This is a genomic window from Rhodopseudomonas sp. G2_2311 (genome assembly GCF_047501505.1).
Taxonomy (GTDB): Bacteria; Pseudomonadota; Alphaproteobacteria; order Rhizobiales; family Xanthobacteraceae; genus Rhodopseudomonas; species Rhodopseudomonas palustris_H.
This window is the reverse complement of the sequence record NZ_JAZDRK010000001.1, coordinates 443,622-457,978: the sequence shown is the minus strand read 5'-3', so window position 1 is coordinate 457,978 and position 14,357 is coordinate 443,622. Positions and strand designations below refer to the sequence as shown.

11 protein-coding genes and 2 tRNA genes are annotated in these 14,357 nt (G+C 64.7%); 6 read left to right on the top strand and 7 right to left on the bottom strand.

Annotation, left to right across the window (positions count from 1 at the left end; all coding sequences use genetic code 11):
- Window positions 1-12: 12 nt before the first annotated feature.
- From VRZ08_RS02235 to VRZ08_RS02210, 6 genes are all read right to left on the bottom strand, one after another.
- Window positions 13-2,607 carry an EAL domain-containing protein gene (locus tag VRZ08_RS02235; RefSeq protein ID WP_414531435.1) on the bottom strand — a complete coding sequence of 865 codons (2,595 nt, stop codon included), beginning with the start codon at window positions 2,605-2,607 and terminating at the stop codon, window positions 13-15.
- Between the two features lie 395 nt (window positions 2,608-3,002).
- Window positions 3,003-3,079, bottom strand: a tRNA-Val gene (locus VRZ08_RS02230).
- A gap of 91 nt (window positions 3,080-3,170) precedes the next feature.
- Window positions 3,171-6,311, bottom strand: a complete 3,141-nt coding sequence (locus VRZ08_RS02225; protein WP_414531434.1) for an efflux RND transporter permease subunit — start codon at window positions 6,309-6,311, stop codon at window positions 3,171-3,173.
- Between the two features lie 28 nt (window positions 6,312-6,339).
- Window positions 6,340-7,584: an efflux RND transporter periplasmic adaptor subunit gene (locus VRZ08_RS02220; protein WP_414531433.1), complete on the bottom strand. Its 1,245-nt coding sequence runs from the start codon at window positions 7,582-7,584 to the stop codon at window positions 6,340-6,342.
- A gap of 142 nt (window positions 7,585-7,726) precedes the next feature.
- Window positions 7,727-9,025, bottom strand: a complete 1,299-nt coding sequence (pepT, locus tag VRZ08_RS02215) for a peptidase T (RefSeq protein WP_414531432.1) — start codon at window positions 9,023-9,025, stop codon at window positions 7,727-7,729.
- A 253-nt stretch (window positions 9,026-9,278) separates the two neighbouring features.
- Entirely contained in the window at window positions 9,279-9,590 is a 312-nt protein-coding gene (locus VRZ08_RS02210) for an HU family DNA-binding protein (RefSeq protein WP_011158502.1), read from the bottom strand.
- A 252-nt stretch (window positions 9,591-9,842) separates the two neighbouring features.
- On the opposite strand from VRZ08_RS02210, the gene VRZ08_RS02205 reads away from it, so the two are divergent.
- A tRNA-Asp gene (locus VRZ08_RS02205) sits at window positions 9,843-9,919 on the top strand.
- A gap of 479 nt (window positions 9,920-10,398) precedes the next feature.
- On the opposite strand, the gene VRZ08_RS02200 is transcribed toward VRZ08_RS02205, so the two are convergent.
- On the bottom strand, window positions 10,399-10,593 hold the full coding sequence (locus VRZ08_RS02200) for a hypothetical protein (RefSeq protein WP_107355922.1): 195 nt from the start codon (window positions 10,591-10,593) through the stop codon (window positions 10,399-10,401).
- 311 nt (window positions 10,594-10,904) lie between these two features.
- On the opposite strand from VRZ08_RS02200, the gene VRZ08_RS02195 reads away from it, so the two are divergent.
- The 5 genes from VRZ08_RS02195 to VRZ08_RS02175 form a co-directional block, all read left to right on the top strand.
- Window positions 10,905-11,270, top strand: coding sequence for an NADH-quinone oxidoreductase subunit A (locus VRZ08_RS02195; RefSeq protein WP_011158501.1), 366 nt, complete (start codon window positions 10,905-10,907; stop codon window positions 11,268-11,270).
- Window positions 11,261-11,878, top strand: a complete 618-nt coding sequence (locus VRZ08_RS02190; protein ID WP_408018706.1) for a NuoB/complex I 20 kDa subunit family protein — start codon at window positions 11,261-11,263, stop codon at window positions 11,876-11,878. Before VRZ08_RS02195 ends, VRZ08_RS02190 begins: the two co-directional genes overlap by 10 nt.
- A 13-nt stretch (window positions 11,879-11,891) precedes the next feature.
- Complete coding sequence (locus tag VRZ08_RS02185; protein ID WP_107344846.1) at window positions 11,892-12,506, top strand: NADH-quinone oxidoreductase subunit C; 615 nt, start codon at window positions 11,892-11,894, stop codon at window positions 12,504-12,506.
- 51 nt (window positions 12,507-12,557) lie between these two features.
- Window positions 12,558-13,766: an NADH-quinone oxidoreductase subunit D gene (locus VRZ08_RS02180; protein WP_107344845.1), complete on the top strand. Its 1,209-nt coding sequence runs from the start codon at window positions 12,558-12,560 to the stop codon at window positions 13,764-13,766.
- On the top strand, window positions 13,763-14,357 hold a 595-nt coding region (locus VRZ08_RS02175), incomplete at its 3' end, for an FkbM family methyltransferase (RefSeq protein ID WP_414531431.1). The genes VRZ08_RS02180 and VRZ08_RS02175, both read left to right, overlap by 4 nt.

Below are 14,357 nucleotides of genomic sequence, written 5' to 3'. Positions count from 1 at the left end.
GCGGCGACAGCCTCACACCGACATCAACGGCGCCCGAAAGGGCGCCGTTTGCGTTTCGGCGTTGGGGAGGCCGATCAGGCGGGCCAGGGCGTCTTCGGGCAGCGCGGGGCTGAACAGGTAGCCTTGCATCTGATGGCAGCCGAGGCGGCGCAGCAGGTCGCGCTGGGCGGCGGTCTCGACGCCTTCGGCGAGCGTGATCTTGTTGCCGGCAGCGGCGATCTGCACGATCGCGCGGACGATGGTGGCCGATCCGGCTTCCTCGGTGAGGGTGTCGACGAAGCTCTTGTCGATCTTGATCTTGTCGATCGGGAAGCGGTGCAGATAGCTCAGCGACGAATAGCCGGTGCCGAAATCGTCGAGCGCGATCTTGACCCCGAGGTCGCGGAGCTGATTGAGGATCGCCAGCGTCGACTCGTTGTCCTGCAGCAGCAGCGCCTCGGTAATCTCGAGCTCCAGCCGGTGGGCGGCGAGCCCGGTGCGGGCCAGCGCCGCGGCGACCTTGAGCGGGAAGGTGGCGCGCCGGAACTGGATCGGCGACACGTTGACCGCCACCGTCATCGACGCCGGCCAGCCGACCGCGACACGGCAGGCGTGGTCCAACACCCATTCGCCGAGGTCTTCGATCAGGCCGATGTCTTCGGCGAGCGGAATGAACTCGGCGGGCGAGACGAAGCCGCGCAGCGGATGCTGCCAGCGCAGCAGCGCCTCGCATCCGGCGATGGCGCCGGAATTCAGATCGACCAGCGGCTGGAAGTGCAGCTGGAAGTCGTGCTCGGCCACCGCGCGCTTCAGCTCGGTCGCAAGCTCGTGCCGGGCTTTGGCCTTGGTATCCATCTCCGGCATGAAGAACCGATAGGTGCGGCGGCCTTCGGCCTTGGCCGCGTACAGCGCCAGGTCCGCCTTGGCGATCAGATCGTCGACCTCGCAGCCGTGCTCGGGCGCCAGCGCGATGCCGATACTGGCGTCGGGCGAAATCACCTGGCCGGCGCAGTCGATGCCGTCGCGCAGCGTCGACTGCAGCTTCTCCACCAGCTCGCGGACGTCGGTGGCATCGGCCATCACCACGGCGAATTCGTCGCCGCCGAGCCGGGCGACGTAGTCGGCCGGTGTCAGGCAGCGCCGCAGCCGCTCGGCGATGACCTGCAGCAGCTGATCCCCGACCGGATGACCGAGGGTGTCGTTGACGATCTTGAACTCGTCGATGTCGATGTAGAGCAGCGCGAGCTGATCGCCGGGCTCGATCGCGCCGAGCGCGTCGCCGAGATGCTTGCGGAACGAGGAGCGGTTCGGCAGGCCGGTGAGGTCGTCGTAGTGCGCGAGGTGATGAATGCGGGAGTCGGCGCGCTTGCGCTCGGTGATCTCCTCATGGGTCATGACCCAGCCGCCGCCCTGGATCGGCTCGCGGGTAATCAGGATGGTCCGGCCGTCGGGTAATTCGACCTCGAACGCACTGTGGGTGCCGGCGTTCTTGAGGGCGAATGCCTGGTAGGATTCGAGCAGATGCGGATCGTGGCCGGCCTGCTGCAACTGGTGCACGATTTCGAAGGTGCGCATGCCCGGCTTCAGCGCGTCGGCGGGCAGGCCGTACAAATCGAGATAGCGCTGATTGAACAGCAAAAGCCGTCCCGCGGAGTCGAACAGCGACAGGCCCTGCGCCATGTTGTCGACCGCGATGCTGTAACGCTTTCGCAAATCGGTTTCCTGCCGGATGATCTGGCGGCCGAGGTGGAACAGCACCACGGCGACCGCGAGCGCCGAGGCGCATGCGACCGCCACCATCACCCACAGCTCGCGCCACCAGCTCGACAGCACGCCGGTGACCGAGCGCGACACCACCACGAACACCGGCTGCTTGGTCAGCATCCGCGATGCGGCGAGCCGTTCGGCGCCGTCGAACGGGCTGTTCACCCGCTCGGTGACGCTCGGATGCAGGAACAGCGGCTTGAGTTCGGAATCGAGGAAGTTCTGGCCGTTCGCCTGGGTGAAGCGCGGCCAGCGCGTGATCAGCGTGCCGCCGCTGGTGAACACCGCGATCGAGGCGTCTTCGCCGAGTACGATTGAGGAGGCGAGGTTCTCGTACCAGGTGTTCGGAATCGTCCGGGTCAGGATGCCGGCGGTCTCGCGGGTCGGGCCGCGCAGCCGCTTGACCAGGGTCAGCGCCAGGCTGCCACGCACCGGATCACGGATGAACTCGGCTTCGCCCTCGTCACGCTCGTAGTCGGCGATCCAACGTTTGAAGCCGGGGTGCTGGCCGATCTCCACATTCGGCAGCGGCCAGCCGCGCGAGGAGTTGATCAGCGCGCCGCCGACGTCGAACAGGTCGAAGTCGCCAAGCTCACCGGCTTTCAGCGCCAGCAGCGTGTGGGTCGACACCGCCTTGGCCAGCGGGAAGGTTTGCTCGAGCGAGGAAGCGGTGTCGCTCTGATCGGCGTTGAGGGTCTCGAAGGTGCGGTCGAACTGGCGGGCGAGCAGGAGCGCGGTGTTGCCGAGCTCGCGTTCGGCGTTGCGCAGCACGCGTTCACGGCCGTCGGCGATCATCCAGGCGGTGACGATCGAGATCGCGGCGATCAGCAGCACGCCGATCCCGACGATCCATCGCACGGACACGTTCCCCGGTCCTCGCAACAGGCTGCGCGCCCGTGCGTTCCACCCAACCCTTGCCATTGACCACCCCAGCCGGCGTCTTGATGTCCTCTTCACTACCGGGGGTAGATGGATATCTCGTTAGTACATTTACCGGCACTTTCGCCGCTCAAGAGCGCACGGACAGCCGATAAGGCTGCTGTCGGTACTATGCTGGGTAGTAGATGGTGCGTTGCGGTACCGAAGTCCGCATCGGCTGTTGGCCGATCCCTAACGGCATCTCGGGACGTTCGGAGATCGTTCACCAGTGGAGAACAATTTTCTCTGGGTCGGCGCGCAGAAGTCGGATGGCGTGACCGCGTCGAACGCTGGTGGTGGGTGGCAGACGCCAGGAGCCTCGGGCAGCGGTGCGAGAACCATGGTGGGCGGCGAGAGATTCGAACTCCCGACCCTCTCGGTGTAAACGAGATGCTCTAACCAGCTGAGCTAGCCGCCCGCCGCGCCTATCTACCGCGGGGGCCATGGTCTGCGCAAGGCAAGCTGGACCGGCTTAGGGCCGATCCAGCTTTGCGCAGTCTCGGCGGCCCTTAGCCCTCGGCCGGAGAGGCCGCAGGCTCGCGCCGCGTCCCCATCCGCTGCAGCACCGCGAAGAACGCCGGGACGAACAGCACGGCGAGGCCGGTCGAGGCCAGCATGCCGGCCACCACTGCGATGCCGAGCGAGACGCGGGCGCCGGCACCGGCGCCGGTGGCGAGCGCCAGCGGCAGCATGCCGAAGATGAAGGCGAACGAGGTCATCAGGATCGGCCGGAACCGCAGCCGCGCCGCTTCCACCGCAGCCTCGGCGACCGGCATGCCCTCCATACATTTCTCGCGCGCGTATTCGACGATCAGAATCGCGTTCTTTGCCGCGAGCGCGATCAGCAGCACGATGCCGATCTGGGTGTAGAGATCGTTCGGCAGACCCGACCATTCCAGCGCCGCGACGGTGCCGAGCAGGGTCAGCGGCACAGCCAGGATCACCGCCAGCGGCTGCAGCCAGCTTTCGTATTGTCCGGCGAGCACGAAATACACCAGCAGCAGCGCGACCGCGAACACGTAGTAGATCTGATCCCCGACCACCTGCTCCTGATACGACATCCCGGTCCAGGCCGTGCCCATCGACGCGGGCAGCGACTTGGCGGCGACTTCGCTCATCAGCGACATCGCTTCGCCGGAGCTGAAGCCGGGCGCCGGGCTGCCGACCAGCGTTGCGGCCGGGTACAGATTGTATAGCGTGATCAGCGGCGGGCCGACTTCGTCGGTCAGGTACGCGACCGCGCCGACCGGCACCATCTGGCCATTGCTACCCTTCACCTTCAGCTTCAACACGTCGTCGGGCCGCAGCCGGAACGGCGCGTCGGCCTGGACGTAGACCTGGAACACGTTGTTGAACTTGGTGAACTGGTTGACGTAGGTCGAGCCGAGATAGCTTTCGACGGCCGAGAACACCTGGCCGACGGTGACGCCGAGCGTCTCCGCCTTCATCCGGTCCACCACCAGGCGGAGCTGCTTGACGTTGCCCTTGAAGGTCGAGGCCGCGTGGGTGATGCCGCTCTGGGTCGAGGCGTTGGCGGCGAGCTGTTCGGTGGCGTTCTGCAGCGCCAGGAAGTCCGAACTGCCGTTCTTCATCTCCACCATCATGGTGAAGCCGCCGGTGTTGCCGATGCCCTGGATCGGCGGCGGCAACAGCACCAGCGCAGTTGCGGTGTCGAGCTGGCCGAGCGCGGCGCGCACCTTGGCGGCGATCGCGTCGATGCTGAGATCCTTGGTCTTGCGCTGATCCCAGTCGTGCAGCACCACGTACAGCATGCCGGCGTTGTACATCGTGGCGTTATTGTCGAGCGGCGAGACGCCGGAGACGCCGATCACGCTTTCCACGCCCGGAGTCTTGCGCACCAGCTCGACCGCCTTGGCGACCGCGGCGTCGCTGCGCCCGGCGGAAGCCGCATCCGGCAGCTTCAGGCTGATGATGAAATAGCCTTGATCTTCGGAGGGCAGGAAGGCGGTCGGCACCCGCGACACGCCATAGAACGCGACCCCGACCAGCACCAGGCCGACGATCGTGGTCAGGATGCTGAACGCGACCAGGCGGCGGATCAGCGCCGCATACACGGCCTCGCAGCGCGCATACACCGCATTGAAGATGCGATAGACGATGCCGCGCTGCTCCGGCGGCACCGGCGCGCGCAGCCATAGCGCGCATTGCGTCGGCTTCAGCGTCACCGCATTCACCGCCGAGATCAGCGCGGTGGCGGCAATCACCAGCGCGAATTGCTGATACATCTTGCCGGTAAGGCCGGGCAGGGCGGCGGCGGGCAGGAACACCGCCATCAGCACCAGCGTGATGCCGATGATCGGGCCGAACAGCTCGGACATCGCCTTCACCGCGGCTTCGCGGCTCGACATGCCGCCGGCGATGTGCCGCGACACGCCTTCGACAATGACGATGGCGTCGTCGACCACGATGCCGATCGCCAGCACCAGCGCGAACAGGCTGGTGGTGTTGACCGTGAAACCCATCGCCGACATCGCCGCGAACGCGCCGATGATCGTCACCGGCACGGTGGTGGCGGGAACCAGCATCGCCCGCCAGTCCTGCAGGAACATCAGGATCACCACCAGCACCAGCACGGCGGCGATGAGGAGCGTTTCGTAGACCTCGTTGACCGAAGCGGTGATGAACTTGGTGCTGTCGAACGACACCTTGTAGTCGAGGCCGGCCGGGAACGAGCCCGCCATCTCCTTCATCTTGGCGTTGACCGCCTGCGCCACCGACAGCGCGTTAGCGCCCGAGAGCAGCGAGATCGCGATCGCAGCCGAGGGCTTGCCGTCGAGCGTGGCGTTCTGGCCGTAGGAGGAGGCGCCGAGTTCGACGCGGCCGATGTCGCCGATCCGCACCAGCTGGCCGCCGCCCTGATCGACCGCTTTGACCACGATCTTCTCAAAATCGGTCGCTTCGTTGAAGCGGCCGACGACGTCGAGCGCGTATTGGAAATTGACGATCGACGGCGCCGGCGGGCCGCCGACCAGGCCGGCGGTGACCTGGTTGCTCTGCTGCTTCACGGCGCTGATCACGTCGCTCGGCGTCAGGCCGTAACTCTGCAGCTTGTCCGGATCGAGCCAGATCCGCATCGCGTAGGAGCCGGAGCCGAGCACCGAGACGTCGCCGACGCCGGGCAGCCGGGCCAGCTCGTTCTGGATGTTGATCTTGGCGTAGTTGGCGAGAAACAGATTGTCGTAGCGGCCGTCCGACGAATACAGGCTGACGAACTGCAGAATTGCCGTCGACTTCTTCTTGATGTTGAGGCCTTGGGTCGAGACCGACGTCGGCAATTGCGCGCTGGCCAGCGACACCCGGTTCTGCACCAGCACCTGCGCCATGTTCGGATCGGTGCCGATGTCGAAGGTCACGATCAGGCTGTAGCTGCCGTCACTGGCGCTGGTCGACTGCATGTAGATCATGCCCTCGACGCCGTTGACCTGCTGCTCGATCGGCAGCGCCACCGAATCCATCACGGTGCGCGCGCTGGCGCCCGGATAGGTCGCGGTGACCGACACCGTCGGTGGCACCACGTCGGGATATTGCGACACCGGCAGCCGCATCAGCGCCAGGGCGCCGAGCAGGACGATCAGGAAGGCGAGGGTGTTGGACAACACCGGCCGTTCGATGAAGAAGCGCGAGAACATGGGCAACGCCTCGTGAGGGCCGGTGGGCTCAGGGTTTCGCGGTACCGGATTCGGCTCCAGGGCTCAGCGCGGCGGGGGCCGGTGTCGGCGCCGTCGGGGCGGCCGCCATCGCTCCGGCCACCGGCGCGACGGTGTTGCCGGCGATCGCGCGCTGGATCGCGCCGATCACCACCCGGTCGTCGGCCTTCAGGCCCTTGGTGATGACCCGGAGCTGCCCTTCCTGCGGGCCGAGCGTGACCTGGCGCTGCTCGACCACGTCGCCGGCGCCGACCACCATCACGTAGCTGCCGGTCTGGTTGGACATCACCGCGGTGTCGTTGATCAACAGCGCGTCGTCGAGCTTGCCGACCGCGACGCGAACCCGCACGAACAGACCGGGCACCAGCGCCACATCCTTGTTCGGCAGTGTGCCACGGAGCTGCAGCGTCCCGGTCGACGGATCGACCTGCGGCGCGATGTAGTCGACCTTGCCGGCATATTGGAACGAGGTGTCGGACGACAGCGCGACCTGGATCGGCATCTCCAGCCGTTCTTCGCGCATGTCCTTCAGCGTCTTACCGCGTTTGGCGAGCGCGTCGCGCAGATTGATCTGCTGCTGCTCGGTGATGTTGAAATACACGTACAGCGGATCGACCTGAAGAATGGTGGCGAGCTTGGTCGGGCCGGCCGATCCGACCAGGGTGCCGACGTTGACCAGGCGCCGGGTCACCACACCGTCGAATGGTGCCGTCACCGTGGTGTAGCCGAGCGAGGTCTTGGCCAGCGCCAGCGATGCCTGGGCGGCTGCGACCTGGGCGTTGGCGGCCGCCAGATTGGTCTGGGCGTCGTCAACGTTGCGCTGCGAGGCGACGTCTCTCTGGCCGAGGATCGACTGCCGGTCGGCTTCGCGTTGGGCGTTGGCCTGCTTGGCTTTGGCGCCGTCGAGCTGGGCCTGCTGCAGGTCGACCTGGGCCTGGTATTGGGCCTTCTCGATCTTGAACAGCTCGCGATCCTTCTTGACCGCTTCACCGTCGAGATAATCGATACTCTCGATAAAGCCCTGCACCCGTGCTTCGAGATCGACCGAGGCGACCGGCGAGGTGTTGCCGGTGAATTCCGCATAGAGCGTCACGGGCGCCTGCGTCGGCTTGGCGACGGTGACCTTGGCCGGTGGCGGCGCTGCGTATTTGTTCTCCTCCTTGCAGCCGGCGAGGAGGAGGGGCGCCCCTGCGATCAGCGCAGCGATCCCGACCCGTCGAGCAGACGCCAAAGATGCGAAGCGGGCGCAAATCATCCGAATGTCTCCGTGTCGCGCGCAGGCAGTTCGTGCGGCACGGGAACTCAGAACTGATTCCAGGGTGGCGGTCCAACGATTGGGACAAAACGGTGGCCGCTCTGCGCTTCACCGGATGCGCGGCTGAGCCGCGCGATCGTTGCTAGGCCTGCTCTTCGAAGATCGTCGCCAGATGCACGATGGTCTCGACCGCCTTCTCCATGTCCTGACGGCTGACCCATTCCAGACGGGAGTGGAAGGCGTGCTCGCCGGCGAACACGTTGGGGCAGGGCAGCCCCATGAACGACAGCCGCGCGCCATCGGTGCCGCCGCGGATCGCGGCGGTGACCGGCGTCAGCCCCGCGCGGCGGATTGCTTCGCGGGCGTTCTCGACCAGCTCTGGATGGCGGTCGAGCACCTGCTTCATGTTGCGATATTGCGGCTGGATCTCGATCCTGGCGCGCGAACGCGGATAATCCAGCATCACCTCTTCGACGATGCTCTGCAGCAGCGTCTCCTTGTCCTTCAGCCCGGCCTCGGTGAAATCGCGGACGATGAAGCTGACGCTGGCCTTCTCCAGCGTGCCGGTGATTCCGATCGGATGCAGGAAGCCTTCGCGTCCTTCGGTCGTTTCCGGCGAGCAGCCGGTCTTGGGCAGCCGCTCGATGATCGCGGCGGCGATCTTGATGGCGTGCTCGATCTTGCCCTTGGCGAATCCCGGATGGGCGCTGACGCCTTCGATGGTGATCAGCGCGCTGTCTGCCGAAAACGTCTCGTCCTCGATATGACCGGCGCTTTCGCCGTCCATGGTGTAGGCGAAATCGGCGCCGAGCTTGGCGAGATCGACCTTGTCGACGCCGCGGCCGATTTCTTCGTCCGGGGTGAACAGGATCTTGAGCGTGCCGTGCTTGATCTCCGGGTGCGCCAGCAGAAAACGCGCCGCATCCATGATCTCGGCGACGCCGGCCTTGTTGTCGGCGCCGAGCAGGGTGGTGCCGTCGCTGGTGACGATGTCGTGGCCGATCTGATTCGACAGCGCCGGATGCTCCGCGCGTCGAATCACCTGTGAGGAATCACCCGGCAGAACGATGTCGCCGCCCTGATAGTCCTTCCACACCTGCGGTTTGACACCGGCGCCTGAACAATCGGGTGAGGTGTCCATGTGGGCGCAGAAGCAGATCACCGGGACGTTCTGCTTCGCGGTGGTCGCGGGAATCGTCGCGTAGACGTAGCCGTGCTGGTCGAGATGCGCGTCGGCGAGTCCGAGTTCGCGCAGCTCCTGCGCCAGCAGCGCGCCGAGGTCTTTCTGCTTTTCTGTGGACGGGCAGGATTCGGAATGCGGGTCCGATTGGGTGTCGATGGTGACGTAGCGGAGAAAACGCTCCAACACGGTGAAGTCGAAGTTAATCGCGGTCACGTCCGAACTCCCTTGCAGGCTCGCAGCACCCGAACGCGGGACCATGCGCTTCGGGCACGCGGCGTTCCTGTTGATATCCGGTCCTGACCTGCGGCGCGACCCAGTGAGCGGCGTGCTGCGCCGCCAAAAAGAAACGGCAGGCGGGGCGGATGCCCGAGCCTGCCGTTCTTCAATCTGAACTGGAGTTCCGATCCCGATCCAAGTCAGGACCCGCACTCCAGCGCATTGCTGCGACGAGCGTTTTTCACGCGACCCGGGACAACCGAGTCGGCCGCTGAAAAACGCTCTGGAAGCAGAATCAGATCGCTTCCTTGAGTTCCTTGGCGGCGCGGAACGCCACCTTCTTGGAGGCCTTGATCTGGATCTGCTCGCCGGTGGCCGGGTTGCGGCCCATGCGGGCGGCGCGCTTGCGAACCTGGAGGATGCCGAGGCCGACGATCCGGATGCGCTCACCCTTCTTCAGGTGCTTGGTGATGCGGGTCACCATGTCGCCCAGAATGGCTTCGGTCTGCTTCTTCGACAGCTCGTGCTCTTCCGCGAGCGCCGCTGCGAGATGCTTCAGGGTCACCGTCGCCGGCGTCGCGGATTTGGCAACTGCTTTCTTCGCCATATAGCCCTCCTGCTGTGTGTGGCGGCTTAGAAACTAAGACGTAGCAGGGCTTAGACGATTCGGGTGGGCGCTGCCTACGTCGTTTGCCCCGTAAACAGCGCATTATTTGCATTCGGGTGTCGAAAAATGCCGACATTAAAGGCGAAATGCAAAGGCTGTGCACGAGAATGGGAATCTCTGCCTCAAGCCGCTTGACTTGGGGGAGCGAGCCCTTTAATTCGACCGCCACTGCGGCGGTTGACGCAAAACCACGCGGGAGTAGCTCAGTTGGTTAGAGCGCCGGCCTGTCACGCCGGAGGTCGCGGGTTCGAGCCCCGTCTCTCGCGCCACTTCGCCACGATGGCGATTGGCGCACTGCAGTCCCCCTCTGAAACCTCCTGAACTTCACAGCGAACTCATCGCGGTCCGACGCTGTCTGCCGTTTGGGCTTCAGAGCCCGACCGGAAATGCGGGCAACACATCCAAAGGCTCTCATAAGCCGTCCCATTGGCGATGAGTTTCGTCATGGGCGGGCTTGTCCCGGCCATCCGCGCTTTTCTCGCTGTTTCGCTGCAAGACGTGGATGCCCGGCACACGGCTGGGCATGACGAAATGCTCGATTTCATTTCCCGCATGTCCAGTCGGGCTCTCAGGCTGAGTCTGCGGGTCGCTGGCTCGATAAGCGGACAGCAGGCGAGGGCACTGGCGCGCGCTGTGGATGATGCACGCGAATGCTTGCTGTTTGCATCTGGCTGCTATGCAAAAGGCCGCCGAGGTGGCGGCCTTCTCAACCCTCTGTTACCGCTGATGCGCGGTCGGGGATGGGTGGCTATCTCACTGTCGAGCGGCCAGAGTCCGTGACGGTCATTTGCTTGGTGGCCTTGATGACCTGGGCCGTCTGGCTGTCGGCTGCGGTGGTGCGGGCTGTAATCCCCAGCGCTGCTACGCTGATACCTGCGATGAGAGCCACCACCACGATCTTCAGGTGGGTCGCACGATCCGCTGAATGCAAAGAGTGGTTCATCGCTGCCTCCCCGCGGCGCTTGTTATTGCCGCGTCGACAAACGGACGATAGCCTTGCGTGTGTTTCAGGAAAGTTTCGCCGGTTCCGAAAATGGTTTCGTCCGCGCTGCGTATGGTTTCTAACGCGTTGACGAGTTCGGTTGTGAATGATGAGTCACGAATTCGTGCAGGTGAGGATCGGATTCACGCCGAGGACCTCGGTCTTGCCACAGCTTGGCTTGCGCCCCCTGTTGCACTGCGCTAAGCGGTAGAACAATTCAAATGCGAACGAGTCTGCGGCAGCGCAACAGCCGCGGGGTTAGGGAACGGGTGATGAGTGGCATTCTGTCTAACTACCTGCCAATCGTCGTTTTTATCATCGTTGCGGCTGGTTTGAGCTTCGTTTTGCTGGTGGCGCCGTTCGCGGTGGCGTATCAGCAACCGGACCCCGAGAAGCTCTCCGCCTATGAATGCGGATTCAATGCTTTCAGCGATGCCCGCATGAAATTCGACGTCAGATTCTACCTCGTCGCCATTCTGTTCATCATCTTCGACCTCGAAGTCGCATTTCTGTTTCCGTGGGCGGTTGCCTTCGGCAAGCTGGGCGCGACCGGCTTCTGGTCGATGATGGTATTCCTTGGCGTCCTGACCGTCGGCTTTGCCTACGAATGGAAGAAGGGCGCGTTGGAATGGGATTGAGGCCTGAAACGATGCAGCCGACGCCGTCGCAATATCCGACCGGCGCGCAGCCGCTGATCGCGCGGCCCGCCACCGGCATCATCGACCCCAACACCGGCAAGCCGGTCGGGGCGGACGATCCGTTCTTCCTCAACGTCAACCGCGAGCTGTCCGACAAGGGCTTCTTCGTCGCCGCGACCGATGACCTGATCACCTGGGCGCGCACCGGCTCGCTGATGTGGATGACGTTCGGTCTCGCCTGCTGCGCCGTCGAGATGATGCAGCTGTCGATGCCGCGTTACGACGCCGAGCGGTTCGGCTTCGCGCCGCGTGCGTCGCCGCGTCAGTCCGACGTGATGATCGTCGCCGGCACGCTGACCAACAAGATGGCCCCGGCGCTGCGCAAGGTTTACGACCAGATGCCGGAGCCGCGCTACGTGATCTCGATGGGATCGTGCGCCAACGGCGGCGGCTACTATCACTATTCGTATTCCGTGGTGCGCGGCTGCGACCGCATCGTCCCGATCGACATCTATGTGCCCGGCTGTCCGCCCACCGCCGAAGCGCTGCTGTACGGCGTGATGCTGCTGCAGAAGAAAATCCGGCGGACCGGCACTATCGAACGCTGAAGAAGGCTGTTTCATGGACGACAACGGGCTCGACACCCTGGGTCAGACGATCGTCGGCGCCTTGCCGGGAATCGCGACCGGTCACTCCGTCGCGTTCGGTCAGCTCACGCTGACCGTCGATGCCGGCAAAATCGTGGAGGTGATGCGGCTGCTGCGCGACGATCCGCGTTTCCGCTTCATCAGCTTCATCGACATGACCGCGGTCGATTATCCGGGTCGCGCGGAGCGGTTCGAGATCGTCTACCACCTGCTGTCGCCGAAGCTGAACGAGCGGGTGCGGGTCAAGGCCGAAGTCGGCGAGACCACGCTGGTGCCGTCGATCATCGACGTCTTCCCCGGCGCCGACTGGTTCGAGCGCGAAGCCTACGACCTCTACGGCATCATCATCACCGGTCATCCCGATATGCGCCGGCTGCTGACTGATTATGGTTTCGAAGGTCATCCGCTGCGCAAGGATTTTCCGCTGACCGGGTTCGTCGAGGTTCGCTACGACGACGACCAGAAGCGGGTGATCTACGAGCCGGTGCGGCTCAATCAGGAGTTCCGTAAGTTCGACTTCCTATCGCCCTGGGAAGGGGCTGACTATCCGGTCCTTCCCGGAGACGAGAAGGCGGGAGTGAAGTCGTGACCTCGTTCGCTGTTCGTAATTCGCTATTCGCTTTGACGCGGAGCCCGCTCCATGGCTGACGCTGCTGCTCCCGACGCTGCCAGCGTCCGCAACTTCACCATCAACTTCGGCCCGCAGCATCCGGCGGCGCACGGCGTGCTGCGTCTGGTGCTGGAGCTCGACGGTGAGGTGGTCGAACGGGTCGATCCGCATATCGGCCTTCTGCATCGCGGCACCGAAAAGCTGATCGAGCAGAAGACCTATCTGCAGGCCATTCCGTATTTCGATCGGCTCGATTACGTAGCGCCGATGAACCAGGAGCATGCGTTCTGCCTCGCGGTGGAGAAGCTGCTGGGGATCGCGGTGCCGCGCCGCGCGCAACTGATCCGCGTGCTGTACGCCGAGATCGGCCGCATCCTGTCGCATCTGCTCAACGTCACCACGCAGGCGATGGACGTCGGCGCGCTGACCCCGCCGCTGTGGGGCTTCGAAGAGCGCGAAAAGCTGATGATGTTCTACGAGCGCGCATCCGGCAGCCGGATGCACGCAGCGTATTTCCGCGTCGGCGGCGTGCATCAGGATCTGCCGCCGAAGCTGGTCGACGATATCGATGCCTGGTGCGACGCATTCCCGGCGGTGGTCGACGATCTCGACCGGCTGCTCAGCGACAACCGCATCTTCAAGCAGCGCAACGTCGATATCGGCGTGGTGACGCTGGATCAGGCCTGGGCCTGGGGCTTCTCCGGCGTGATGGTCCGCGGCTCGGGCGCTGCCTGGGACCTGCGCAAGGCGCAGCCCTACGAGTGCTACGCCGAACTCGATTTCGAAGTGCCGATCGGCAAGAACGGCGACTGCTACGACCGCTACCACATCCGCATGGAAGAGATGCGGCAGGCGGTGCGGATCATGAAGCAGTGCATCGCCAAGCTGCGCGAACCGGCCGGGCAGGGCCCAGTGGTGGTCGACGACCACAAGATCTTCCCGCCGCGCCGCGGTGAGATGAAGCGGTCGATGGAAGCGCTGATCCATCACTTCAAGCTGTACACCGAGGGCTTCCACGTCCCTGCCGGCGAAGTCTATGCCGCGGTCGAAGCGCCGAAGGGCGAGTTCGGCGTGTATCTGGTCTCGGACGGCACCAACAAGCCCTACAAGTGCAAGATCCGCGCGCCGGGCTTTGCGCATCTGCAGGCGATGGACTTCCTCAGCCGCGGCCATCTGCTCGCCGACGTTTCGGCGATCCTCGGTTCGCTCGACATCGTATTCGGAGAGGTCGATCGGTGAACGCACCCGGGCCCATCCAGTTTGACCGCGCCACCGGCGCTCTCGAGGGCGCCGGCGCCCTCGAGCGCGTCGCGGCGTGTGCGCTGGTGATGGGCGCGCGGGTGTCGTCGACCTTCTCGTATCGCGGTTACAACGCCGCGGCGAATTTGATGCGCAAAGCGCTGCCGGAGCGCGATATCGCGATCAAGCTCAATCCCGACGCGACCTTCGTGTTTCCCTACGGCGACGGCTATTGGAGCAAGCTGCTGCAGCGCGATTACTCTTACGAGATCGAGCTGGACCTGTTGTTCCGCGACGCCGCCGACGTCGACTACACGCTGGTCGATTGCGGTGCGAATTACGGCTACTGGTCGGTGCTGGTGTCGAGCGCGCCGTTCGGTGCGCATCGCACCCTGGCGATCGAACCGTCGAGCCAGAACTTCGCGCGCCTGGCGCACAATGCGCAGGTCAACGGCAACCGGTTCTCGGTGATGAAGTGCGCGGTCGGTGGGGGGCGCGGGGCCGCGGCACCGTCGGGCACCAAGCACGACGCGTTCAGCATCGACCCCACCCCCCCCCCCCCCGGCCCGACTGAGCCCGTGATCCGTCTCG

Bases quoted from the DNA above. Each gene is read 5' to 3' on its own strand.
- VRZ08_RS02185 (WP_107344846.1), top strand. From the start codon at position 11,892: ATGGACGACAACGGGCTCGACACCCTGGGTCAGACGATCGTCGGCGCC.
- VRZ08_RS02180 (WP_107344845.1), top strand. From the start codon at position 12,558: ATGGCTGACGCTGCTGCTCCCGACGCTGCCAGCGTCCGCAACTTCACC.
- VRZ08_RS02220 (WP_414531433.1), bottom strand. From the start codon at position 7,584: ATGATTTGCGCCCGCTTCGCATCTTTGGCGTCTGCTCGACGGGTCGGG.
- pepT (WP_414531432.1), bottom strand. From the start codon at position 9,025: ATGGTCCCGCGTTCGGGTGCTGCGAGCCTGCAAGGGAGTTCGGACGTG.
- VRZ08_RS02200 (WP_107355922.1), bottom strand. From the start codon at position 10,593: ATGAACCACTCTTTGCATTCAGCGGATCGTGCGACCCACCTGAAGATC.
- VRZ08_RS02190 (WP_408018706.1), top strand. From the start codon at position 11,261: ATGGGATTGAGGCCTGAAACGATGCAGCCGACGCCGTCGCAATATCCG.
- VRZ08_RS02210 (WP_011158502.1), bottom strand. From the start codon at position 9,590: ATGGCGAAGAAAGCAGTTGCCAAATCCGCGACGCCGGCGACGGTGACC.
- VRZ08_RS02225 (WP_414531434.1), bottom strand. From the start codon at position 6,311: ATGTTCTCGCGCTTCTTCATCGAACGGCCGGTGTTGTCCAACACCCTC.
- VRZ08_RS02195 (WP_011158501.1), top strand. From the start codon at position 10,905: ATGAGTGGCATTCTGTCTAACTACCTGCCAATCGTCGTTTTTATCATC.